This is a genomic window from Roseibium sp. FZY0029, from assembly GCF_036350355.1.
Lineage (GTDB): Bacteria > Pseudomonadota > Alphaproteobacteria > Rhizobiales > Stappiaceae > Roseibium.
The window spans coordinates 201,973-226,228 of record NZ_JAZDVZ010000011.1; the positions used below are offsets into that span (position 1 = coordinate 201,973).

The 24,256-nt window shown below is 60.3% G+C and carries 23 protein-coding genes; 22 read left to right on the forward strand and 1 reads right to left on the reverse strand.

The window, feature by feature from the left end:
• Positions 1-31: 31 nt before the first annotated feature.
• A complete protein-coding gene (locus V1T76_RS26290) occupies positions 32-1,432 on the reverse strand; it encodes a DUF1254 domain-containing protein (protein ID WP_330563669.1) in 1,401 nt (466 codons plus the stop codon).
• A gap of 614 nt (positions 1,433-2,046) precedes the next feature.
• On the opposite strand from V1T76_RS26290, the gene V1T76_RS26295 reads away from it, so the two are divergent.
• From V1T76_RS26295 to hypF, 22 genes are all read left to right on the forward strand, one after another.
• On the forward strand, positions 2,047-3,756 hold the full coding sequence (locus tag V1T76_RS26295) for a tetratricopeptide repeat protein (protein WP_330563641.1): 1,710 nt from the start codon (positions 2,047-2,049) through the stop codon (positions 3,754-3,756).
• Positions 3,757-4,072: 316 nt separating this feature from the next.
• Positions 4,073-5,167: a hydrogenase small subunit gene (locus tag V1T76_RS26300; protein ID WP_330563642.1), complete on the forward strand. Its 1,095-nt coding sequence runs from the start codon at positions 4,073-4,075 to the stop codon at positions 5,165-5,167.
• Entirely contained in the window at positions 5,167-6,966 is a 1,800-nt protein-coding gene (locus V1T76_RS26305; RefSeq protein WP_330563643.1) for a nickel-dependent hydrogenase large subunit, read from the forward strand. The genes V1T76_RS26300 and V1T76_RS26305 overlap by 1 nt, the downstream gene beginning before the upstream one ends.
• 14 nt (positions 6,967-6,980) lie before the next feature.
• Positions 6,981-7,550 (forward strand): HupE/UreJ family protein, encoded by a 570-nt coding sequence (locus tag V1T76_RS26310; protein ID WP_330563644.1) that lies wholly within the window; start codon positions 6,981-6,983, stop codon positions 7,548-7,550.
• A 9-nt stretch (positions 7,551-7,559) separates the two neighbouring features.
• Positions 7,560-8,273 (forward strand): Ni/Fe-hydrogenase, b-type cytochrome subunit, encoded by a 714-nt coding sequence (gene cybH, locus V1T76_RS26315; RefSeq protein WP_148587672.1) that lies wholly within the window; start codon positions 7,560-7,562, stop codon positions 8,271-8,273.
• Positions 8,274-8,645: 372 nt separating this feature from the next.
• Positions 8,646-9,332 (forward strand): HyaD/HybD family hydrogenase maturation endopeptidase, encoded by a 687-nt coding sequence (locus tag V1T76_RS26320; protein ID WP_330563645.1) that lies wholly within the window; start codon positions 8,646-8,648, stop codon positions 9,330-9,332.
• A complete protein-coding gene (locus tag V1T76_RS26325; protein ID WP_330563646.1) occupies positions 9,332-9,652 on the forward strand; it encodes a HypC/HybG/HupF family hydrogenase formation chaperone in 321 nt (106 codons plus the stop codon). The genes V1T76_RS26320 and V1T76_RS26325 overlap by 1 nt, the downstream gene beginning before the upstream one ends.
• A gap of 8 nt (positions 9,653-9,660) precedes the next feature.
• On the forward strand, positions 9,661-10,095 hold the full coding sequence (locus V1T76_RS26330; RefSeq protein ID WP_330563647.1) for a hydrogenase-1 expression HyaE: 435 nt from the start codon (positions 9,661-9,663) through the stop codon (positions 10,093-10,095).
• Between the two features lie 28 nt (positions 10,096-10,123).
• Positions 10,124-10,957, forward strand: a complete 834-nt coding sequence (locus V1T76_RS26335; RefSeq protein ID WP_330563648.1) for a hydrogenase expression/formation protein — start codon at positions 10,124-10,126, stop codon at positions 10,955-10,957.
• Positions 10,954-11,178, forward strand: a complete 225-nt coding sequence (locus V1T76_RS26340; RefSeq protein WP_330563649.1) for a rubredoxin — start codon at positions 10,954-10,956, stop codon at positions 11,176-11,178. The genes V1T76_RS26335 and V1T76_RS26340 overlap by 4 nt, the downstream gene beginning before the upstream one ends.
• A gap of 8 nt (positions 11,179-11,186) precedes the next feature.
• Positions 11,187-11,759 carry a [NiFe]-hydrogenase assembly chaperone HybE gene (hybE, locus tag V1T76_RS26345; RefSeq protein ID WP_330563650.1) on the forward strand — a complete coding sequence of 191 codons (573 nt, stop codon included), beginning with the start codon at positions 11,187-11,189 and terminating at the stop codon, positions 11,757-11,759.
• Positions 11,756-12,817 (forward strand): nickel-dependent hydrogenase large subunit, encoded by a 1,062-nt coding sequence (locus V1T76_RS26350; protein WP_330563651.1) that lies wholly within the window; start codon positions 11,756-11,758, stop codon positions 12,815-12,817. The genes hybE and V1T76_RS26350 overlap by 4 nt, the downstream gene beginning before the upstream one ends.
• Complete coding sequence (hypA, locus tag V1T76_RS26355) at positions 12,817-13,158, forward strand: hydrogenase maturation nickel metallochaperone HypA (RefSeq protein WP_148587679.1); 342 nt, start codon at positions 12,817-12,819, stop codon at positions 13,156-13,158. Before V1T76_RS26350 ends, hypA begins: the two co-directional genes overlap by 1 nt.
• Entirely contained in the window at positions 13,158-14,072 is a 915-nt protein-coding gene (gene hypB, locus V1T76_RS26360) for a hydrogenase nickel incorporation protein HypB (RefSeq protein WP_330563652.1), read from the forward strand. Before hypA ends, hypB begins: the two co-directional genes overlap by 1 nt.
• A gap of 11 nt (positions 14,073-14,083) precedes the next feature.
• Positions 14,084-14,338: a HypC/HybG/HupF family hydrogenase formation chaperone gene (locus V1T76_RS26365; RefSeq protein WP_148587681.1), complete on the forward strand. Its 255-nt coding sequence runs from the start codon at positions 14,084-14,086 to the stop codon at positions 14,336-14,338.
• On the forward strand, positions 14,335-15,483 hold the full coding sequence (gene hypD, locus V1T76_RS26370) for a hydrogenase formation protein HypD (protein WP_330563653.1): 1,149 nt from the start codon (positions 14,335-14,337) through the stop codon (positions 15,481-15,483). Before V1T76_RS26365 ends, hypD begins: the two co-directional genes overlap by 4 nt.
• A complete protein-coding gene (gene hypE / locus V1T76_RS26375; protein ID WP_330563654.1) occupies positions 15,480-16,517 on the forward strand; it encodes a hydrogenase expression/formation protein HypE in 1,038 nt (345 codons plus the stop codon). The genes hypD and hypE overlap by 4 nt, the downstream gene beginning before the upstream one ends.
• A 24-nt stretch (positions 16,518-16,541) precedes the next feature.
• Positions 16,542-18,023: a sigma-54-dependent transcriptional regulator gene (locus tag V1T76_RS26380; RefSeq protein WP_330563655.1), complete on the forward strand. Its 1,482-nt coding sequence runs from the start codon at positions 16,542-16,544 to the stop codon at positions 18,021-18,023.
• 12 nt (positions 18,024-18,035) lie between these two features.
• Positions 18,036-19,406, forward strand: a complete 1,371-nt coding sequence (locus V1T76_RS26385) for a sensor histidine kinase (protein ID WP_330563656.1) — start codon at positions 18,036-18,038, stop codon at positions 19,404-19,406.
• A complete protein-coding gene (locus tag V1T76_RS26390) occupies positions 19,387-20,412 on the forward strand; it encodes a HupU protein (RefSeq protein WP_330563657.1) in 1,026 nt (341 codons plus the stop codon). Before V1T76_RS26385 ends, V1T76_RS26390 begins: the two co-directional genes overlap by 20 nt.
• Positions 20,412-21,866, forward strand: coding sequence for a nickel-dependent hydrogenase large subunit (locus V1T76_RS26395; protein ID WP_330563658.1), 1,455 nt, complete (start codon positions 20,412-20,414; stop codon positions 21,864-21,866). The genes V1T76_RS26390 and V1T76_RS26395 overlap by 1 nt, the downstream gene beginning before the upstream one ends.
• A gap of 7 nt (positions 21,867-21,873) precedes the next feature.
• A complete protein-coding gene (hypF, locus tag V1T76_RS26400; RefSeq protein WP_330563659.1) occupies positions 21,874-24,204 on the forward strand; it encodes a carbamoyltransferase HypF in 2,331 nt (776 codons plus the stop codon).
• Positions 24,205-24,256 lie beyond the last annotated feature (52 nt).

A 24,256-nucleotide genomic window follows, 5' to 3' on the forward strand; every position in this document is an offset into this window, starting at 1 on the left:
TTGGTTCAAACAGCTTTGCCCTCTGCCAAACTCATTGCGTCACCAGATGCGGCAGTGCACCTGTCATTTTTACAGTGGGAGGGTTCCACTTGCCTGTGAGCGCTTCCGACTTCGGCGCATAGAGCCGCATGGTCAGGTTGAATGGTCCTTTCGGCGCGGGCAGCCAGTTGGCTTCCTTGTCCTTGCCGGGGCTTTCATTTTGAAAATAGAGATCCAGGGAACCGTCCGTGTTGTATGCAAACGGCATCCAGCTTGACACCGCGAAACGGTCCAGACTGTTGGCAACCTGGAAGCCTTGCCCGTCATAGAGCGTCACTGACCAAAATCCGTTTGCCGGCGGCAGCTCGGAGCTGTCGAAGTGAAGAACGTAGTTGTTCTTGCCGTCGAGCGGTTTTCCCTCGCTGTCGGCAAGGTTAAGCGGGTAGATCGCGTCCTGTGCCTGATTGGCTCCCAAGCCAAGCTGGGTGACGATCGCCCTCTTCAGGTAGTAGTTGCCGTAAACACCCATGGTGTCGGTGTTCATCGACCAATAGTTCACGACCCTGGCCAGGCTTGGCACTTTCCATGCCATCAGTTCCTGGGCAGCCTTCGGTGCGTGTTGGATCGCCTTTTTCACCGCAGGATCAGCTTCCTCAAAATTGAAGCTCTTGCCGCGCTCTAGTCCAAGACGTTCCATTCTTGCCAGAATGGGCTGGTCTGTATCGTGCGGTGGAATTGATTTCAAAAGCTCGGCAGCTTGAGTGAAGAACTTGTCACCCGACATGGAGTCGACCTGCTCTTTCGGCGGCGTTTTCATGTCGATGTCTTTATTGACAACGACGTCAGGCACTTTCAGATCCTGACCCCATTTCGACAGCGGCGCGATTTTAAGCTCATCCTGTATCTTGTTTACCGCTTCATAGTCCGATGGCCCGTCCGTCTTGATGCGTCCAATGATCCAGACCTTTGGTGTCGGCGCTTCAATGAGCTGGGTACCCTTGGGAAGTTTGAATTCCTCTTTGAACCTGTCCCTTAGGTCCGGTCTCCAATTCGGCGGAACCACCAGCAATGTCTGGGCTTCGGTGCCTGTTGTGCGCCAACCAGGTGAAGCAAATACGTTGGTCCACATATCGAGCATGGGCAGCAGATAATAACGGCCATCGGTGCTCGGGACGGATATGACAACCGGTTCTGAACTCAGGTCCAGCCAAGCGCTGGAGTAGAGCGTATCGAAGTTCGGCCGGACAACGGTTCTGTCATCCGCCGAAGGGTAGGACCGGACATTGTTGAACCAGTTTGGAGGGCCGCCATATGATCCACCTCCAGCAGGCACATTGGTGAGCTGCTGACGGGTCAAATCCATGGTGATCAGAGAATAGAAATAGAGGTACCCCTCCGTCGCGATGGCGTTGGCCTCATCCTGCGTCAAGGCATTGGCTGACGTGGTTGCCATTGTTGCCGCGATAATCGCTGGTGCGAGAACCTTGCGGGCTGTTTTAAATACAGACATTCCAATACTAATCATGACCACCTCCTCTAATCGCTTTATCGAATAGCCAACGTCGTTCACTGACTGATTGGATTTGCTTTTCGCCAGTCAACGCGCGTCTTCCTCAAGAATTCGACCCTGTTTGATCGAGCATCTGTTCAATCTCATGGACGAGCTCGCTCACCAGTTTTCCGTATTCACTTGCCCGGGTCTCATTCAGGACTTTCACAGGATTGCCGGACCATCTTTGGAAAGCAGCCTCCGCATCCGCGAGGTCCCTGCACATGCCGAGAAACGTCTCGTTCTCTCGAGCAAGCCGTCTCAATTCGCCGTGTCGAAGCGGAAAGCGTCGCAGTGCAGCCTCCAGCCCCCTGTCCATCTCCTCTGAGCCTCTCAGCCAGCCAACCGTTAAGGGTGACCTTAGGTAAAACTTCTGATGGACAGCACGTAACGAAGGGTAGACTACATAGAAGATACAGGCAGAAACGCTGAGGTTTCCGCCACCATTTCAGGTGGCTGCCAGGCGTGAGCTCATGTTAACGTTGTTGTAGATTCAAACCGTAAGAAAGCGCTGTTGAATGCCGGAAGCAGCCTCACCCTCAAGCAAGGATGTTCGAAGGGCGCTCGAAAGGATATTAGCCAGCCCAGATTTCAGCGTACCGGATAGGGTGGCCGACTTTCTGAAATACGTGGTCGAAGAAACACTTCAGGGCCGTGAGGAAAAGATCAAGGCTTTCACCGTCGCAGTGGATGTTTTTGGCAGGGACGACGCGTTCGATCCTCAAAGTGATCCGGTAGTGCGCATCGAAGCCGCCCGATTACGCCGCGCTCTGGAGCGGTACTATCTTCTCGCCGGCCAGGATGATCCCATCCACATTGACATTCCCAAGGGGAGCTATGTTCCAGCCTTCCGAATTCGGAAGAAAGCCATTCCTGCCGTCCAGCCGGATACGCCAAAGCGGACGGTTGCGCGAAAATGGGTGCTTTTGGCTGCCGTCGTACCGGTTCTACTTCTTGCTGTCTTTGCCATCGCGACCTTATTCTGGCCCGATCCTCCTGATGCGGAACTGAATGCCTCACCGCTCGGCCCCAGAGTTCTCGTCCTCCCGTTTTCCAATCTGGGCAACAACGCCACGTCGCGGCTTTATGCAGCAGCGATTACCGATGAACTCATTGGGGCTCTTTCCCAGTTCAAGGAAATCGCGATTTTTGGCATTCAGACTGCGAGGGGTGTCGCCAACCAGGACATTGATGTTCTGCGCGACAAACTACGTGTGGACTATTTACTGGAAGGAAGTGCCAGAACCGGATTGGATGAAGTCCGCGTCAGCGTCCGGCTGATTCAAACAAGCAGCAAAGCCGTCATCTGGTCCAGAATTTACGAGTACAAACTGACGGCGAGCGCGCTCTTTGAAATCCCGATCGAAACCGCTGAGGCGGTTGCAAGAGCGATCGCACAGCCGCAGGGCCTCGTTTTCAGTGAAGTTGCCAGCAAGCAGAATCTGCCACCCGACGACCTCGACGCATATCTTTGCAGCCTCAGCTATTACGTCTATCGCGACAGCCCAAATGCTGCCGCACACCGTGATTTGACCGATTGTCTGAACAGCGCGGTGGTGCGTTTTCCTACCTACGCAACGGCGTGGGCGCTTTTGGCACAAATCTACATCGATGAGGTGCGGTTCGGGTTCAATCCGGAACCCGGGGCCAGTGAACTGGCGCTGAAGGCTGCCCGACAGGCCGTTGATATTGATCCCGGCAGTGCGAGGTCCTTGCAAGCGTTGGCGACCGTTCTGTTTTATGTTGGAAGACCGGACGAAGCTCTCGAGTATGCAGCACAAGCCATAGCGATGAATCCCAACGACAGCGACATGCTTGGCCAGATCGGTCAGCTTTTCGGCCTGTCTGGACAGAAGGAACGGGGCCGCGAGCTTCTTGAAAAAGCGCTGGCGCTCAACCCAGGCAAAACGAGTTTCTACCAAGGCAGCCTGGCAATCATCTGTTACATGCAGAAAGATTATTCTTGCGCCACCTACGCCATCGAACACTCCGATGCGACCCAGGTAAACACCTATTTCGGCATCGCTGCTGTCATCTATGCGCAAACCGGTGACATCGAGAAAGCCAACGCCGCACTTGAAAAATTCCGGCAGATAGCCCCCTCGTTCATTCCGAATTTGTGGCAGGAATTGTCGGCTCGCAACATCCCCCTAGAGGACCAGATGCACATCGCCGATGGTTTTCGCATGCTCGATGTGGCCATTCCGCCGTTGCCGGAAGCGCGATGAAAATTTGCCTGAAAACAGCTGCGAATGCGCAGTCCGCGGACGAAATTCAGCCTGAGCCGGAAGAACAAGACAATGCAAGGGGGGCCGAACGGTTTCGACTGCACAACCGAGACCTGGACCTGGAAGCGGACTTTCCACTTCGGCTGGAAAGCTGACAACTAGTTTTCGCCTTTGCTGTGCACTTCCGGCTGCAAATTTAACATAAGGCACTGAATTTTATAGCCTAAGGGTCTCTGGCACAGCGGTTGCTTTGCTCCTTCCTGACGCGTGTGAAAACAAACAGCGCGATTAGGGTTCAAGAGGAGGAGATGCCCGCATGACAGAAACCTTTTATGACGTGATGCGCAGGCAGGGCATTACACGCCGAAGTTTTCTGAAGTTCTGCTCGCTAACGGCAGCGGCTCTTGGTCTTGGACCCAGCTTTGCTCCGAAGATCGCAGAGGCAATGGAAACAAAGCCGCGCATCCCGGTGCTATGGCTGCACGGGCTGGAGTGCACCTGCTGCTCTGAAAGCTTCATCCGCTCGGCTCATCCGCTCGCCAAGGACGTCATCCTGTCGATGATCTCTCTGGACTACGACGACACGATCATGGCGGCGGCCGGGCATCAGGCCGAAGCGATCGTCGAGGAGACCATCGCCAAATACGATGGCAACTACATTCTGGCTTGCGAGGGCAATCCGCCGCTCAATCAGGAAGGCATGAGCTGCATCATCGCCGGCAAGCCCTATCTGGAACAGCTGAAGAAGGCCGCCGAGCACTGCAAGGCGATTATCTCCTGGGGCTCCTGCGCATCCTGGGGCTGCGTTCAGGCGGCGCGGCCGAACCCGACCCAGGCGACCCCGATCCACAAGGTGCCGGGTCTGGCACCGAAGCCGATCATCAAGGTGCCCGGTTGCCCGCCGATTGCCGAGGTCATGACGGCCGTGATCACCTACATCCTGACCTTTGAGCGGTTCCCGGAACTCGACCGCCAGGGCCGCCCGAAGATGTTCTATTCCCAGCGGATCCACGACAAGTGCTATCGCCGGCCGCACTTCGATGCCGGCCAGTTTGTTGAATCCTTCGACGATGAAGGCGCGCGCAAGGGGTATTGCCTCTACAAGGTCGGCTGCAAGGGCCCGACCACCTACAACGCCTGCTCCACCGTACGCTGGAACGGCGGCCTGTCCTTCCCGATCCAGTCCGGTCACCCCTGCTTCGGCTGCTCCGAGGACGGCTTCTGGGACAAGGGCTCCTTCTATGACCGCCTGACCGATATCCACGGCTTCGGCATCGAGGCCAACGCCGACAAGATCGGCGCTACTGCGGCGATTGTCGTCGGCGCGGCAGCGGCGACCCACGCAGCGGCAAGCGCGGTCAAACGCGCGCGGCACAAGGGAGGCGATAGCCACAAGGGGGGAGATAACTGATGGCGACGATCCAGACACCCAACGGGTTCAATCTCGACACCTCCGGCCAGCGGGTGGTCGTTGATCCCGTGACCCGTATCGAAGGCCATATGCGCTGCGAGGTGAACATCGACGCGGACAACATGATCCGCAATGCCGTTTCGACGGGCACCATGTGGCGCGGGCTTGAGGTAATCTTGAAAGGCCGGGACCCGCGTGACGCCTGGGCGTTCACCCAGCGCATCTGCGGTGTGTGCACCGGTACGCACGCGCTGACGTCGGTGCGCGCGGTGGAAGATGCCCTCGGCATCGATATTCCCGAAAATGCTAACTCGATCCGCAACATCATGCAGCTGTCGCTGCAGATCCACGACCACCTTGTGCATTTCTACCATCTGCACGCGCTTGACTGGGTCAACCCGGTCAACGCCCTGAAGGCGGATCCCAAGGCCACCTCGGAGCTGCAGCAGAAGGTCTCCCCGCATCACCCGAACTCTTCGCCCGGCTATTTCCGGGACATCCAGAACCGCCTGAAGAAGTTCGTGGAAAGTGGCCAGCTCGGTCCGTTCAAGAACGGCTACTGGACCAACCCGGCCTATCTGCTGCCGCCGGAAGCGGATCTGATGGCGGTGACCCACTATCTGGAGGCTCTCGATTTCCAGAAGGAGATCATGACCACGCGCACGATCTTCGGTGGCAAGGACATCCACCCGAACTGGCTGGTCGGCGGGGTGCCCTGCGCGATCAATCTGGATGGTGAGCTGGCGGCCGGCGCGCCGCTCAACATGGAGCGTCTGAACTACGTCAAGAGCATCATCGACCGTTCGCTCGACTTCGTCCGCAACGTCTATCTTCCCGATATCTTCGCCATCGGATCGTTCTACAAGAGCTGGCTCTATGGCGGCGGATTGTCGGGCCAGAGCGTCCTGGCTTATGGCGATATCCCGGACAAGGCGAACGACTACTCGCCAGAAAACCTCTTGATGCCGCGCGGCGCGATCATCAACGGCAACTTGAAGGAAGTGCATGAGGTCGACCACCGGGATCCGGAACAGATCCAGGAATTCGTACCGCACTCCTGGTACAGCTATCCGGACGAAAAGAAGGGACTGCATCCATGGGACGGCATCACCGAGCCGAATTACGCACTCGGACCGAATGCCAAGGGAACCAGCACCAACATCATCGAGCTAGATGAAAGCGCGAAATATTCCTGGATCAAGGCGCCGCGCTGGCGTGGCCATGCGATGGAAGTCGGACCGCTCGCCCGTTATGTGGTCGGCTACGCCCAAGGGCATGAATATTTCACCGAGCAGATCAATCGCACGCTGACGACGCTCGACGTTCCCATCGACGCCCTGTTTTCAACGCTCGGCCGAACCGCAGCGCGCGCGCTGGAGGCAGAATGGGCTGCGGAAATGCAGGTCTATTTCTTCGACAAGCTGATAGCCAACCTGAAGGCAGGCGACAGCGCGACGGCCAACACGGAGAAATTCGATCCTTCCACCTGGCCGGCAGAGGTCAAGGGTGTGGGCTTCACAGAAGCGCCTCGGGGCGCTCTTGGCCACTGGATCCGCATCAAGGACGGCAAGATCGACAACTACCAATGCGTCGTGCCGACCACCTGGAACGGGTCGCCGCGAGACAACGAGGGCAACATCGGCGCCTTCGAGGCGTCCTTGATGAACACCAAGGTGGAGGTCGCCGAGGAACCGGTCGAGATCCTGCGCACGCTGCACAGCTTCGATCCGTGTCTTGCCTGCTCGACCCATGTGATGGGACCGGACGGCGAAGAGCTCGCCGACATCAAGGTGTGCTGAGGGAGGAGGACATCATGAAATCTGTTTTCGGAAAGATGTTTGGTGCAGTCGTGTTGACAGCCATGGCGACACCCGCCCTGGCGCACACGGGGGGCGCTGCCGGTGGGTTGTCTTCCGGCCTGGTCCACCCGATCCTGGGGGCCGACCATCTGCTTGCAATGGCCGCCGTCGGGGTCTGGTCGGCCGCGCAGCCGGCAAAACAGGCCTGGCGCGGTCCGGTTCTGTTCGTCGGCGTGCTGGCGTTCGGTGCGTTGCTCGGCGTGAGCGGTTTGTCCTTGCCGATGGTCGAGCCGGGCATTCTCGCCTCCATCGTTGTTCTTGGCCTCATGATTGCCGCCGCGCGCGTTGTGCCCGCGGGGGCTGGTCTTGCGGCAATCGCAGTCTTCGCCCTGTTTCATGGTCACGCCCATGGCACGGAGGCCGTTGGAGCCCTTGCGGGGTATATGGCCGGTTTCATGTTCGCAAGTGCCGCCTTGCATGCGACCGGTTACGGCCTTGGCCGTCTTGCCGGCAGGTTGAAGCACGGGCTTGCAGGCATCGGACTGGCGATTGCCGGATCCGGTCTCTTGCTGGCTGGCGGATAGGAGGGGGCTATGACTGTTGAGACCACTCCATCCCACAAGGAAGAGGCCGTCTATGTCTATGAGGCGCCGGTGCGGGTGTGGCACTGGATCAATGCCCTCGCGATCCTTGTTCTGGCTGTCACCGGTTATCTGATCGGGTCACCGCCTCCGGCGATCCATGGCGAGGCGTCAGCCCATTTCCTGTTCGGCTGGATCAGGGTCATGCACTTTAGCGCTGGCTACATTCTCGCCGTCGGCATCCTGTTGCGGATCTACTGGGCCTTTGTCGGTAACAAGCACGCCCGGCAGATCTTCCTGCCACCAATCTGGCGGGGCGGTTTCTGGTCGGAGCTTGTGCACGAGGTCAAATGGTACGCCATGATCGCGCCGGAGCCGAAAAAATATGCCGGCCACAACCCGCTCGCGACTCTGGCGATGCACGTGATGTTCGTCTGGGTCATCCTCTTCATGATCTTCACCGGCTTTGCGCTCTATGGCGAGGGAACCGGCATGGGGTCGTGGCAGTACACTCTGTTTTCGAGCTGGATCATTCCCCTGTTCGGCCAGAGCCAGGATGTCCACACGTGGCATCACCTGGGACTGTGGGCAATCGTGTGCTTTGTTATCATTCATGTCTACGCTGCTGTCCGGGAAGACATCATGTCCCGGCAGTCGATCATTTCATCCATGTTTTCCGGCTGGCGGACCTTCAGGGACGACAAGCCGATGGATGATCCTCACTAGCTTGGTCGATTATGCACATCCAAGCTGCCTCGGGCGGAGCTGTAATGGCTCCGCCCTTTTTTATCTCCAGCTGGATTCTCCGCTTCCAGGTTTCACGACCAGTTGGACGACCTCTTTAAAGCAGTCACCACAAAGATGGTTAGTAAGTTTCCGGTATAAAGCCGAATTGGATACTTTCTAACCATGCGCTTATGAAAGTGCGAACAAAGAGCGAGAGAAAACAAGGAGATAATCGGCGCCAACGTCTGGCATGGCTCTTGCGATAACCACCTTACCCCGCATTCCGGCAAGGCTCGGCAAGACGCTGACGGCGGCGGGGGTTGCGCTTCAGGGATTTCATCTTTGGCGCAAGAGGGAGGAAAAGCTGTGACAATGGACGCGCCAGCCGTACTCGTGCTCGGCATCGGTAATCTGTTATGGGCGGATGAGGGCTTCGGCGTTCGCGCCGTGGAAGAGTTTCACCGCCGCTTCGAGGTGCCTGAAAATGTGCGGGTGATGGATGGGGGAACCCAAGGGGTTTATCTTGTCCAGTATATTCGCGAAGCCGACATCCTCATTGTGTTCGACGCCGTCGATTATGGCCTGCCGCCCGGCACGTTGAAGCGGGTGGAAGGTGAAGAAGTTCCCAAATTCCTTGGGGCCAAGAAGATCTCGCTGCACCAGACCGGGTTTCAGGAAGTGCTCGCCATGGCGGAAATGCTCGGCGACTATCCCGACCACCTGCTATTGATCGGCGTGCAGCCCGTGGAGCTGGACGACTATGGCGGCAGCCTGCGGCCGGAAGTCAAGGCGCAGATCGGCCCGGCGATTGATCTGGCCCTTTCATTTCTCAAGGACCACGGCGTCTCGGTCACCCCGCGCGGCGACACTCTCGATGAAGACAACACCATCGCCTCGCTTGAGATGACGCTCGGCCGGTATGAAGCCGGAAGACCGGCGGAAGACGAAGCCTTTCGCCATGGCGACAACCGTGTTTTGGCCAGCGAAGGCTGGCGGGGACCGGAAGACTTTGACGCGGAGATGGCCCGACTGGTCCACACGGCGGCAGAGCAAAGCTGATGTGTCTCGGCATTCCCATGCAGGTGCTGTCTGTGTCCGGACTGACGGCGCTATGCCGTGACCGGGGCACGGAAACGATCGTCGATCTGAGCCTTGTCGGCCCTGTCGCGACGGGAACCTGGCTGATGGTGTTTCTGGGTGCGGCTCGCGAGGTTCTCAGCGAGGAAACGGCAAAACAGACGGCCGACGCACTGGAGGCGCTCAGCATGGCCATGCGCGGCGAGACCGACTTCGATCATCTCTTCGCTGATCTGACCGGCCGGGAACCGAGCCTGCCGGATTTCCTGAAACCCACGGTGAGCGGTAGCTCCAAATCTTGAGGCAACACATGTTTTCACCTCTTCTGCAATCGATCATCGACCGGGAAGGCTTCGAAGCCGTCAATCATGAGACGCTGGCAACAGCCGCGCAGACACATGAGTTCGCCATGGTGTTTTTCCCGGGGGATGCAGAGCGACTGGCGGAAAGCAACGATGTCGCCGTCGTACTGCCGGAACTTAGCAAGGCGCTGATGGGCAAGGTCGCGACACTCGTCGTCGAGCGAGACAGCGAACGCGAACTGCAGCGGCGGTATCTCTTCAATGCCTTTCCGGCGATCGTCTTTCTCCGCCGGGGCGACTATCTCGGCGTTTTGCAGGGCATCCTCGATTGGGCCGATTACCTGGACCAGATCCCCGACATTCTGGGGCGTGAGCCTAGCGATCCGCCACCTTTCAAGTTCCCCGACGGCTGCGGCGTTGCGCCCGAGAGCCTTCGGCACTGACTATTTGTCTCAAGGAGGGGACGGCAATATGAGCAATCCAATCGGACCGGTGGTCGGGCCTGGCAGCCAGCCGCTGGATGAGGACGGCGGTGTTCTCGATTATATGAACATGCCGTCGGGCATGATGACCTTTGCAGCCCCGAACCTGCCGGAGGCAGAGGAAACAGAGGATCTGGACGCCGGCAAGGCCGCGCTTGAGGCGCTTCTGCGGCTGCTCGAAGACAATGAGCGGACGGGCACCAACGGGCGCGTGGATCTGAGCGGCCTGGACGAAGCCAACCTGGCCCTGGTCAATCAGGTACTCGGGGAAGGGGAGGTCTCGGTGATCGGCGGCGCGGCGCTACAGGCCCAGGAAGCCGTTCTGGCCGGTGTCTGGAGGGTTCGGGAGACCGCCGCGGACGGTCGCACGACCGCCGATTACGTTGAGGTTGCCGCGTTCCCGCGGACTGTTCTGGCGAGGGCTTTCGCGGGTGCGCAGGCACAAGTTGAGATACCGGAGCGTTTCGGCCCCAATGTTTTCAACGCACCGCCCTTGTTGCCGGAAATCAACGAGCACATCGCCAAGTCGCGGCCGCATGTGATCAATCTGTCGCTGATGCCGCACACGGAGGAAGACCTCGGGCTCTTGAACGACCTTCTCGGCAGGGGGGAAACCACGATCCTGTCGCGCGGCTACGGCAATTGCCGCGTCATGGCGACCGCGACGCGGGACACCTGGTGGGTCCAGTTTTACAATTCCCAGGATACGATGATCCTGAACACCATCGAGATCAGCCCCATTCCGGCCGTCGCCTGCGCCGCGCCGGAGGACATTGCCGATTCAGCGGAACGGCTGAACGAAATCCTTGAGGTCTACCGATGAGTGAGGGGTTCTTCGGCGGTTCGTACGGCGGTGATGCCAGCAAGATCAGTCCTGCGACACGGCTTGAATGCAAGATCTGCTGGCATGTCTATGATCCCGCTGAGGGAGACGACTACTGGCAAATTCCGGCAGGTACACCCTTCGCGGCACTGCCAGACCATTGGACCTGCCCGGAATGCGACGCCAGCAAGGACGGGTTCATGGTGATTGGAGACGCATAGGTCCGAACATGAGCAACGCGACTGCCATCACCGACCATTTGGAGGCCTGCTTCCGGCAGGTGCATGCCGAACGCATGACCGGAATTCCGATCCTCAACGAGAAGCTCGGTGTGCGCGCGGTCGGTATCGCACCTTGGAACGGCTTCTGGTTCGGCGCTCTGATCACGCCCTGGTTCATGAACCTCGTGCTGTTGCCACAGGAAGCGGATGAGGAAATCATCCGCTCCGGCGAAAAACGCCTGTTCGCCTTTCCTGCCGGACCGTTCGAATTCATCCGGGGGCACGAAGACGGTCTCGGGCCCTTCTGGATGTGCTCCCTGTTCTCGCCGGTGTTTGAGTTCGAAGACATGGAAACGGCAGAGGCCACGGCCATCGCGGCGCTCGCCGGGCTGATGGAAGGTGTTCAAGAGGACGAGGACCGCGACATGCAGCGGATCTGGCAGGGGGACCTGCCGGAGGCTGTGGACCCTGAAGGAGAGAATGCGGCTGCAGGACAAGAAGAAGCTGGAAAGGCACCGGTCGCGGCGGAGTTGAGCCGCCGGAAGCTCTTGACCGGCCAGCTCAGGGACACCTCGCGATGACAGCGGAAGGCAAGGTCATGATCGATCTGCCTGCGACGCCCGGTGCGCCTGTGGGCATGACCTATCAGCCACCGGCGGATGTGACACGTGTGCTGATCGGCAAAACGCCGGGAGAGGTTTTGAAAATCATCCCGCTTGTGCACGGTGTATGTGCGACGGCGCAAACGCATGCCTCGGTGCTGGCGCTGGAAGGCGCCCTCGGCATCGCAGCGTCCAGGCAAACCCTGTCGGCACGGCAAACGTTGACGATGATGGAGTGCCTGCGGGAACATGCCTTGCGTGCGATAATCGACTGGCCGAAACTCATGGGCCTGACGGGAGAGGTGACGGCGGCACGGCAGGTAATGGCCTTTCTACCGCGTTTTCAAGGCGGCTTTACTGGTGCCGAAAGCGCTTTCAGCCTTAACGCCGAGGTCGTTTTCAATCTTCCACGCCTGTCCGGAGTTCTTGATGAGGCGGTGTCCTTTCTGGAAGCCGGTGTTTATGGAGAAGCCGTTGATGAATGGCTTTCGCGGCGGGGACTGAATCAGCTACGGCTGTGGGCAATGACGACAGAGACAGCAGCTGCCCGCTTTGTCGCCTGGCTGTTTGACACAGGCCGTTTCGGGATCGCCGCTTTCCCGACCTTCGAAACCGGCGACGCGCGTGCCGAGGCGACTTCCTTTGTCCGCCGGGCGAGCGATCCGCTGCTTGCCAGCTTGGGCGCTCCGACACTTGGTGCCCGTTTTGTCGCGCGTCTGGTGGAGCTCGCCCGGTTGCCGGGCGAAATCCGGGCCGTTCTGACCGGCAAAACCGAAGCTCCAGCGCCGCTTGCAACCGGCCGGGGAGAGGTCGAGGCGGCACGCGGTCCCTTGGTGCATTGGGCAAGGATCGAGGAGGGCCAGGTGCAGGAGTACCGGATCGTGCCGCCAACGGCCTGCAATTTTGGTCACCACGGCGTTGCCAGCCGGTGTCTGAGCGCGATTGCCGCAATGGATCGGGAAGAGCAGCGCCTTTGCGCCCACCTCGTGGTCAACGCGGTCGACCCCTGTGTCGCTTATGAAGTGAGGGCCGCCTGATGCATGAGATGTCGATTTGCGAAAGCATTCTCGGTCTGCTGCAGGAGCAAGCGCAGGCACAGAACTTCTCCAAAGTCGAGCGGATCTGCCTTGAGATAGGGCCACTCTCCGGTGTGGAGGTCGAGGCACTCAAATTCGGATTTGACGTGGTCATGCGCGGCACGCTCGCGGAAGGGGCTCGTCTGGATATTATCGAGCCGGAAGGCACTGCCTGGTGTATGCCCTGTGGACAAACCGTAAAAATCGAACAGCGTTTTGACGCATGCCCGGAATGCGGCTCGCATCAGCTGCAAGTTACGGGTGGCGGCGAACTTCGGGTCAAGGAACTGGAGGTGAATTGATGTGTACTGTCTGCGGCTGCGGCGAAGGCGAGGTTCGCATTCACGGTGGCGATCACCATCACCACGATACCGGCCATGGCCATGAACACCACCATGGGCACCACCACGAACACGGGCATGACCATCATCATGAACACGAGCATGGGCATCGTCACCATGATCATGGCGAGGGCGCGCACCACTATGGCGAAGGGCCGGCCGGCGTTTCGGTTCCCGGCATGAGCCAGACCCGCCTGATCCAGCTCGAACAGGATATCCTGTCGAAGAACAATGCCTATGCGGCCGGAAACCGGCAGCTCTTCGCCGAACGGGGCATTCTGGCGCTCAATCTGGTTTCCAGCCCCGGTTCGGGCAAGACAACGCTTCTGGTGAAGACCATCGAGATGCTGGCGGGCCGGTTCAGGCCCTGTGTGATCGAGGGCGATCAACAGACGTCAGCCGACGCGGACCGGATCCGTGCCACCGGGGCACCGGCGGTCCAGGTCAACACCGGCAAGGGCTGCCATCTGGACGGCCATATGGTCGGTCACGCTCTGGAACAATTGCCACTTGCGGACGGCGGCATCGTGTTCATCGAAAATGTCGGCAATCTCGTTTGCCCGGCGGCTTTCGACCTCGGCGAAGCCCACAAGGTGGCGATCCTGTCGGTGACCGAGGGCGAAGACAAGCCTTTGAAATACCCGGACATGTTCGCGGCAAGCGATCTGGTTCTCCTGAACAAGACCGATCTGCTGCCGCATCTTGATTTCGATATGGATGTAGCAATTGCCAATGCGCGCAAGGTCAATCCTCAGGTTAAGGTACTGCGGGTGTCGGCACGTAGCGGCGAGGGGATGGAGGCCTGGTGCGCCTGGATCGAGGCGGCAAGAGCAATGCAACTGGCCGGCCACCCGGCTGGTGAGGCGGCGCAGTAAGGGAGGGGAACATGTGTCTGGCAATCCCGGCAAGGGTCATTGAGCTGGAAGACGACGATATTGCCATCGTGGCGCTGGAGGGGGTCAAGAAACGGATTTCGACAGCGCTCCTGGAGGAGGTTGCGGTTGGGGATTATGTCCTGATCCATGTCGGCTATGCGCTCCACAAGGTCAGTCCGGAAGAGGCTGCCCGCACGCTTCAGCTGATGGCGGAGGCTGGCGTTCTTGAGGAGGAACTGGCCGAGATCGGGGAGAGCGCGGCATGAAATACGTCGATGAATTCCGGGACCGCGATCTGGCGGACACACTCGCCAAGGCAATTCGCAAGGAGGCCGATCCGGCGCGGCATTATTACCTGATGGAATTCTGCGGTGGCCACACCCATGCGATTTTCCGCTATGGCGTTCAGGATCTCATGCCGGACAATGTCACCTTCGTTCATGGTCCGGGATGCCCGGTCTGCGTCCTGCCGGTACGCCGGCTCGACGACGCGGTGGAACTGGCCGAGCGCCACGGCGTCATCTTGTGCACCTATGGCGACATGATGCGTGTGCCCGGCACCAAACAACGTTCGCTGATCCGGGCCAAGGCGGACGGCGCCGATGTTCGCATGGTCTATTCGACCGCCGATGCCCTGAAGATCGCCCGTAACAACCCGGACCGGGAGGTGGTGTTTTTCGCCATCGGGTTCGAAACCACGACGCCGCCAACAGCGGTGGCCATCCTCCAGGCCGAAGCGGAAGGTCTGAGCAACTTTTCGGTGTTCTGCAATCACGTGCTGACCCCGGCCGCCATCGGCCATGTTCTGGGGTCGCCAGATCCGAGAGATCTGGAAAAAGTCCGCATCGACGGCTTTCTCGGGCCCTCTCACGTCAGTGCGGTCATCGGCTCCAGGCCCTATGAAGCCGGAGCGGAATTATACCGGAAACCGGTGGTGATCGCCGGGTTCGAACCACTGGATGTCATGCAGTCGGTGCTGATGCTGATCCGCCAGATCAATGAGGGCCGGAACGAGGTTGAAAACCAGTACACCCGCGTTGTGACCCGCGAAGGTAACAAAAAGGCACAGGATCTTGTCGCCAGCGTTCTGGAACTGCGGCGGGAATTCGAATGGCGCGGTCTGGGCACCGTGCCGGACAGCGGGCTGAAGATCCGCGACCGTTATGCGGCATTCGATGCCGAAAAGCGGTTTGAGGTCAGCGAAAAGGTTTCGCGCGAGGTAAAGTCCTGTGAGTGCCCTGCGATCCTGCGCGGGGCCAAGAAGCCGACGGACTGCAAATTGTTCGGCACAGTCTGCACACCGGAATCGCCGATGGGATCGTGTATGGTGTCTTCTGAAGGAGCCTGCGCCGCCTATTGGAGCTACGGCCGGTTCCGCACGCCGGCGAAAGCGGAGGAGGCTGTCGCATGAACAAGATGGATGAGACTGTCTCGTTCCGGACCGGGTCCGTCGACATGACACATGGCGGCGGCGGTCGGGCGATGGCCGAGCTGATCCGCGATCTGTTTCACCGGCATCTGGCCAACCCGATCCTGGATCAGGGACATGACGCCGCGTTGTTCGATGTGCCGGCCGGGCGGTTGGTGCTTTCGACTGACGGCCATGTTATCTCGCCGCTGTTCTTTCCGGGCGGCGACATCGGTTCGCTGGCGGTGCATGGCACGGTGAACGACGTCGCCATGGCCGGGGCGCGGCCGCTCTATCTGACTGCCGGGTTCATTCTTGAGGAAGGCTTTCCACTCGCCGATCTGGAGCGGATCGTCATGTCGATGGCGCGCGCGGCGAACGAGGCAGGTGTGCCCATTGTCACCGGTGACACCAAGGTGGTGGAAAAGGGCAAGGGAGATGGTGTCTTCATCACCACAACCGGGCTTGGCGTTGTTCCCGATGGGGTCCACATCGCAACCGAAAAGGCCCGCCCGGGTCAGGCGATCCTGCTGTCAGGTTCCGTTGGCGATCATGGCGTTGCAATCCTCTCGAGCCGCGAAAATCTGGAGTTCGAGACGGAAATCCACTCCGACAGCGCCGCGCTTCACACGCTGGTGGCAGATATGGTTCGCGATGTTCCAGGCATTTCGGTGCTGCGGGATCCAACCCGGGGCGGGCTGGCTGCAACCCTGAACGAGATCGCCCGTGCCGCAGGGGTCGGTATGCTGCTTGACGAAGCGGCCATACCGGTGAAACCGGATGTTGCCGCCGCCTGCGAGCTGCTTGGCCTCGACCCGCTCTATGTCGCCAACGAAGGCAAGCTGATTTGCCTGTGCGAGGCAGCGGATGCAGAGCGCCTGCTCGCCGTGATGCGGCGTCATCCCCAAGGCGCCGACGCGGCCTTGATCGGCGAAGTGGTGGAAGACGACAATTCTCTGGTCCGGATGCGCACAGGCTTCGGTGGGCAGCGGGTGGTCGATTGGCTGGCGGGCGAGCAATTGCCCCGGATATGTTAGGGTTTGGACAATGGGGGCTCAATCATGACCGACCTGCCCACAATCCTGGTGATCGACGACGAAATTCGTTCTCTGGAATCGCTGCAACGGATCCTGTGCGACGACTTCGACGTCAAGACTGCCGCGACCATCAAGGACGCCAACGCCATTCTCGAACAGGAATGGGTTCAGCTCGTGCTGTGCGATCAGCGCATGCCGGAACAAACCGGCGTGGAATTTCTGAAAGCCATGCGCACGCGCTGGCCCGATATCATTCGCATGATCGTGTCGGGCTACACGGATGCCCATGACATCATTGACGGCATCAATGAAGCCGGCATCTTTCAATATATCACCAAGCCCTGGCACCCGGAGAACCTCATCCTGACGCTGAAGAATGCCTGCCGTCTTTACGAGCTACAGCGTCAGAATGAATTGCTCGCCATCGAGCTGAAAATGTCGCCCTCTGGTGCGGACAAGGTGGTGGCCAAGCGCCGCGAGACACTGCGCAAGGACTATGACTTCGACGACGGCATCATCCGGGGCACGGACAGTTCGATGAACGAGGTCTGCGCGACCTTGCGTCAGGTCGCACCTTACGATGTGCCGGTGCTTCTGTCGGGAGCCTCAGGCACTGGCAAGGAACTTGCGGCCCGCGCACTGCATTACGGCTCCCTGCGGTGGAACAAACCCTTTGTGGTGGAGAACTGCGGAGCATTGCCCGATCAATTGCTCGAAAGCGAGCTCTTCGGACACAAGCGCGGCGCTTTCACCGGCGCGGTCGAGGACCACGTCGGACTGTTCGAGCGGGCAAACGGTGGCAGTGTCTTTCTGGACGAGATCGGCGAGGTCTCGCCCGCGTTTCAGGTGAAGCTCTTGCGCGTTCTCCAGGAGGGGGAAATCCGTCCGGTCGGCAGCGCCAAGACACGCAAGGTCGATGTCCGGGTGATCGCCGCTACCAACCGGGACCTGGAAGATGAAGTCAAGGCGGGTCGGTTCCGGGCCGACCTTTACTACCGTCTTGCCGGCATGGTCATCCGTTTACCGGACCTGAAGGACCGGCGTGGTGACATTCCGGTTCTGGCCAAGGCGCTTCTTTCCCGGGCGATGGCTCATCTCGGCAAGCAGGTGGAAGGCTTTTCGGAAGAGACTTTGGATTGTATGCAAAGCTACCACTGGCCCGGCAATGTCCGGGAACTGCAAAACGAGATCCAGCAAATGCTCGTGATGGGCAAGGAAGGAAGCCTTCTGGGCGCCGACCTTCTTTCCCGGCACATCCTGCGGGCCGACCGCACCGAAGACGTGGACGGCGCCGATTTGTTTGACGGGCTGGAGGGCACTCTCAAGGATCAGATTGGACAGCTCGAATGCCGGATCATTCGCGAGACCCTGATCCGCAACCGCTGGAACAAATCGAAGGCGGCCCGTGAACTGGGCTTGTCGCGAGTGGGACTTCGCAGCAAGCTGGAGCGTTACGAACTGGAAAAAGTCAAACCGCTGCCGTCCATGCGACGGGCTGCGGGTTAACCGGGAGCGCTCATGACAATCCGTCTGCCAGGAAGCCATGACGCTCATGACCTCATCGTGCCACAGTTAAGCGGTGCGATGGAGGGAACGGGCGACAACGTCTGGATCGAGGTGATCCAGAAGATGGATGAGGTTTATACCGACCTTGTCGATTCCCAGACGGCTCTGGAGGAACAGAACGCACGGCTGGAGGAAGCACAGGACTTCATCGGCTCTGTCCTTGGCGCCATGACGGACGTGCTTGTCGCCTGCGACACGGATGGCCAGATCCAGCAGGTGAACCCTGCCCTGGAGGCGATTGTCGGCAAACGCGAACGGACCTTGATCGGTCGGCCGATCGCGGAGCTGTTTCAGGAAAAATCGCAAGCGGTCGTCACCGGGTTTCTGCAAACCCTTCGTTCCGGCGAAAGCATCGAACAGCGAGATGTCTCGCTGGCGGCATCAGACAGCCAGAACGCACTGATATCGACCATTTGTACCGCGCGCCGGGACCATCGCGGCCGCTTGGTCGGCATGGTGCTGGTGGGGCGGCCTGTCGGAGAATTGAAACGCGCCTACCGGGATCTCGACGCTGCCCAGGCGAAATTGACCAGAACGCAGCAGCAGCTTTTCGTTTCGGAAAAAATGGCGGCGCTCGGCCGGCTCGTCGCCGGTGTCGCCCATGAGCTCAACAATCCGATCAGCTTCGTTTTCGGCAATATGTACGCGCTGAAGCGCTATGGCTCCGCGATCACGCGTTATCTGACGGCCAGTGACGAGAACAAGTCGCCGGAGGAAATGAAGGAGCTGCGCAAGGATCTCAAGATCGACCAGGTTCTGCGGGACATCGGTCCGCTGGTCGACGGCACCCTGGAAGGGGCGGAGCGGGTTCGCGATATCGTGCAGGAACTGCGGCGCTTCTCCTCCAATCAGCAGGAGCAGCCGGAGGAATTCAACGCGGTGCGGCTGATCCACACGGCCGCGGACTGGGTGATCAAGGCGCAGCGGGTAAAACCTGAGGTGCTGCTGGATCTTCCGGACCGGCTGGAGATGACAGGGCGCAAGGGACAGCTGCATCAGATCCTGGTCAATCTGGTGCAGAACGCAGCGGATGTGCTCGACGGACGCCCGGACGGACAGATTCTGCTGTCTGGCGCGCGTCAGGGAGAAGATATCGTCATCAAGGTCGCCGACAATGGAACCGGCATATCCGACGCCCACCGCGACAAGATCTTCGAACCATTTTTCACCACCAAGCCGATCGGCACGGGCACCGGCCTCGGGCTTTACATCAGCTACAACATGGCCGCCAAACAGGGCGGCAGCCTGTCGGTCGAAAACCGGCCCTCAGGCGGGGCCGAGTTCACTTTAAGGATACCGGCCGATGTCCGCACAGAGAGCTGATAGGGCTGCCCCGGTCCGCCTGTTCTGGATACAGTCGGGAGGCTGTGGCGGCTGTTCGCTGTCGCTGCTTGGCGCCGAGGCTCCCGATCTGGTCACCGTGCTGGAGGCCGCCAACATCGAGGTTCTGTGGCACCCGTCCCTCAGTGTTTCGAGCGGCGCCAGTGTCATCGGTATGATGGAGCGCATCCGCGACGGCGAGGAACCGCTCGATATCCTGTGCCTGGAAGGCTCAGTCATGCGTGGACCAAACGGCACGGGTCGTTTCCACATGATGGCGGGAACCGGCAAGCCGGTGATGGAGTGGATCGAGGCCCTGGCGAAAAAGGCACGCTATGTCATCGCCGTGGGAAGCTGCGCAGCCTTTGGCGGGATCACCGCTGCCGGCAGCAACGAACCCGAAGCCTGTGGCCTTGCCTATGACGGACGCAAGCCGGGTGGATTGCTTGGACCGGAATTCCGCTCCGGTGCGGGCTTGCCGGTCATCAACGTCGCCGGATGCCCGATCCATCCGGGCTGGCTGACCGAAACCCTGCACCAGATTTCCAACGGCCGGTTTTCGCAAAAGGACATCGACGAATGGGAAAGGCCGCTTTCCTACACCACGCATCTGGTTCACCACGGCTGCGCCCGCAATGAATTCTATGAGTTCAAGGCAAGTGCTGAACGTCTGTGCGATCTCGGTTGCATGATGGAAAACCTCGGCTGCAAGGGAACCCAGGCCCGGGCCGATTGCAATATGCGGAGCTGGAATGGCGCGGGCTCTTGTCTGGATGGCAATTACCCTTGCATCAACTGCACAGCACCCGGCTTCGAGGAGCCGGGGCACGGCTTTACCGAAACCCCGAAGATCTCAGGCATTCCGGTTGGTCTGCCAACCGACATGCCAAAAGCCTGGTTCGTGGCACTGGCATCGCTCTCCAAGGCGGCAACACCGAAACGGCTCAAGGAAAATGCGGTGGCCGATCACTTCCGGCGGCCGCCCGTCGACAGGCAGAAGAAGAGCTGATGACAACCCGCCTGATTGTTGGACCGTTCAACCGCGTGGAAGGGGATCTGGAAGTCAAACTGGACATCCGGGACGATCGCGTGACCCAGGCCCAGGTGGTTTCGCCGCTCTACAGGGGGTTTGAGCGGATCCTCGCGAGCAAACCACCGCTCGACGCGCTGGTTTATGCGCCGCGCATTTGCGGCATTTGCTCCGTATCGCAGTCGGTTGCCGCCGCAAAATCCCTGGCTGCAGCCATGGGCCTTTCAATGCCCGTGAATGGCGAACTGGCCGTCAATCTCATTCACGCCACGGAAAATGTCGCCGACCACCTGACCCATTTCTACCTGTTCTTCATGCCCGATTTCGCCCGGGAGGTGTACAGCAACGAAAGCTGGCACGAGGATGCTTGCGACCGCTTCACCGCGATGAAAGGCACGGCGGCACGGGATATGCTGCCCGCCCGGGCTCAGTTCATGCACGTGCTTGGCCTGCTTGCCGGAAAATGGCCGCACACGCTGACCGTCCAGCCTGGCGGCTCGACGCGGTCGGTTTCTGCCGGTGAAACGGCCCGCCTTTCGGCAATCCTGGCCGCCTTCAGGGCGTTTCTTGAACGTCATCTCTTTGGCGACAAGCTTGAACGGATCGCCGGGCTTTCGTCAGCGCAGGAGTTGTCTGCCTGGGCTGCCGAAAAACCGGCGACAGGCGGTGACTTCCGGCGCTTCCTGCAGTATGCGCAAAGCCTCGACCTTGCATCCCTTGGGTCCTCAGCCGGGCATTTCATGAGCTTCGGCTCTTACCAGGAAGACGGTGCGTGGATGTTCCAGCCGGGTGTCTTCGCAGAGGGTGAGACGCGCCCGCTGGATCCCGGCCTGATTACGGAAGACCTGAGCCATGCCTGGTATGTGGCACCAAGCGGACCGCAAGCGCCCTTCACGGGGGAAACCAGGCCGGATGCGGACCGGCAAGACGCTTACAGCTGGTGCAAGGCGCCCCGGCTTGGTGGCCGGGTGATGGAGGTCGGCGCGTTGGCTCGGCAACTGGTCGATGGCCACCCGATGATCCGCGATCTCGTTTCTGCTTCCGGCGGGAATGTCTACACCCGTGTCGTCGCGCGCGTGACCGAAATCGCCCTGGTGGTGATGGCCATGGAACGTTGGGCTGCGGACCTTGTGCCGGAACAGCCCTTCATCGTGCATGGCCGTATGCCGGACGAGGCCGAAGGCATCGGGCTGACGGAAGCGGCGCGCGGCTCGCTGGGGCACTGGCTGCGGGTGGAGAAGGGGCGTATCGCCAATTACCAGATCATTGCACCAACCACCTGGAACTTTTCGCCGCGCGACGAAACCGGCGTGCCAGGAGCGCTGGAACAGGCGCTCGCCGGAGCGCCGGTTCGGGCGGGCGAAACCGAACCTGTGGCGGTTCAGCATATCGTCCGCTCTTTCGACCCCTGCCTTGTTTGCACGGTGCACTGAGAACGCCATGGATCCGGAAACTCCCGACAGCACAGGTCGCCGCATCAGGGTGAGGGGACTGGTACAGGGTGTCGGCTTCCGGCCACACGTCTGGCGGCTGGCCCGGGATCGGGGGCTCTCCGGAACCGTCCGGAACGATGGCGCCGGCGTAGAGATCGATGCCTGGGGAGGCGAAGAGTTGCTCGACGCTTTTCTGGCGGAGCTTGCCGACAAAGCGCCGCCGCTGGCGCGGATCGACAACGTCTCCTGGAGCAGTCTTGCGGGACCTGCACCGGACGCAGCTTTCGAGATTTCCGCAAGCACGGGCGGAGCCGTGTCGACCGGCATCGTACCGGACGCTGCGGTGTGTCCGGCCTGCCTTGCCGATGTGTGCGAGCCGGAAAACCGGCGATTCGGCTATGCCTTCACCAATTGCACTCACTGCGGGCCGCGGCTCTCCATCGTGACGGCCATTCCGTATGACCGGGCCAACACGTCGATGGATGCTTTTCCCATGTGCGACGATTGCCTTACGGAATATGGGGACCCCGCCGACCGGCGATTCCATGCCCAGCCGAACGCCTGCCCCACATGCGGACCGAGGCTGTGGCTTGAAGACCGGAACGGACCGGTTGACTGCGCGGCTCCGCTTGAGGAGGCCGCACGGCGCATCAAGGCGGGTCAGATCGCCGCGATCAAGGGGATCGGCGGGTTTCATCTTGCCTGCGATGCCCGCAACGAGAGCGCCGTCGAAGAGCTGCGCCGGCGCAAACGGCGGCCAGTGAAACCGCTGGCTCTGATGTCGGCGGATCTGGCGGACATCCGGGCCTATTGCAGTGTCTCGACCGAAGAACAGACCGCACTTTCAAGCCCGGCGGCGCCGATTGTCCTGCTTCGCAGGAACGGAGAGCAACTGGCGCCTTCACTCGCGCCGGGGCAGGATCAGCTCGGCTTCATGCTGCCCTATACACCCTTGCATCATCAACTGCTGAGCGAGACTGGCGGACCGCTGGTGTTTACGTCTGGCAATCTCTCAGACGAACCCCAGGCGACAGCCAATGACGATGCCAGGAAACGTCTTTCCGGCATCGCCGATATCTGGCTGATGCACGACCGGGATATCGTCAACCGGCTGGACGATTCCGTTGTCCGCATCGATACCTCTGGCCCCCAAATTCTCCGCCGCGCCAGAGGTTTCGCCCCGGCGCCGATTGTCCTGCCTGAAGCGTTCTCGGAAGCTGCGCCCGTGTTGGCGATGGGCGGTGAATTGAAATCTGCGTTCTGCCTGCTGAAGGACGGCCAGGCGATCCTGTCCCAGCATCTGGGCGATCTGGAAGAGGCGACGACCCACGCGCAATATCGCCGGACGCTGTCGCTCTACCGGCAGATCTACCGGCACGATCCACAGGTCATCGCCGTCGATCGGCATCCGGATTATCTGTCTTCGCAATGGGGGGATGCGTTGGCCAGGGAAAGCGGCGCCCGCATTGTTTCCGTGCAGCATCATCACGCCCATCTCGCGGCCTGCCTTGCCGACAATCATCTGGCTTCGGGAGAAGAACGTTCCCTCGGCCTTGTGCTGGACGGGCTGGGGCTCGGCCCGGACGGGACGATCTGGGGCGGGGAGATCCTGCTGGGCGACTATAGGAATTTTGAACGCAAGGGCCATTTCCTGCCTGTCCCGCTGCCGGGCGGGACAAAGGCTGTTCGCGAACCCTGGCGGAACCTAGTGGCCCATCTCATGGCGGCCTTCGGGCCGGCCTATCTGGAAGAGGTGCCAGACGGTCCGCTGGCAGCGGCGCTTCGCGCGAAACCCCTGTCGGTCCTCGACAAGATGATATTGTCCAACCTCAACGCGCCACTGTCGTCCTCCGCCGGTCGCTTGTTCGACGCAGTCGCCGGCGCTCTTGGCGTGTGTTTCGAAGTCCAGGACTACGAGGGCCATGCCGGTATGGCGCTGGAATGCCTCGCGCGACCCTTCGTTGCGAATGAAACGGGATATCCGGTTGCGATCAGCTGCGGCGAGAGCGCCGTGATTTCCTGGGAACCGATGTGGCGCGGTCTCTTGAGCGATGTCGGCGCGGGCGTTGAAACCGGACGCATCGCAGCCCGTTTCCATCTGGGACTGATCCTGGGGCTGACCGAAATGGTGGCGGCAATCAGCGCCTCCTGCGGCGTTGGCCGCGTGGCCCTGTCCGGCGGTGTGATGCAAAACCAGATCTTGCACGAGGGCTTGACCCGGGAGCTTGAGAAAGCGGGGCTGGACGTGTTGTCCCACAGCCTGGTTCCCGCGAATGATGGCGGCCTGTCCCTCGGCCAGGCCGTCATAGCCGCGGCTCGCAATGGACTGACATGCTGACCCTCGGCCGAACCCTTGAGCCTCCCTTCCGGAACGTCCAGGCCCAAAGGTC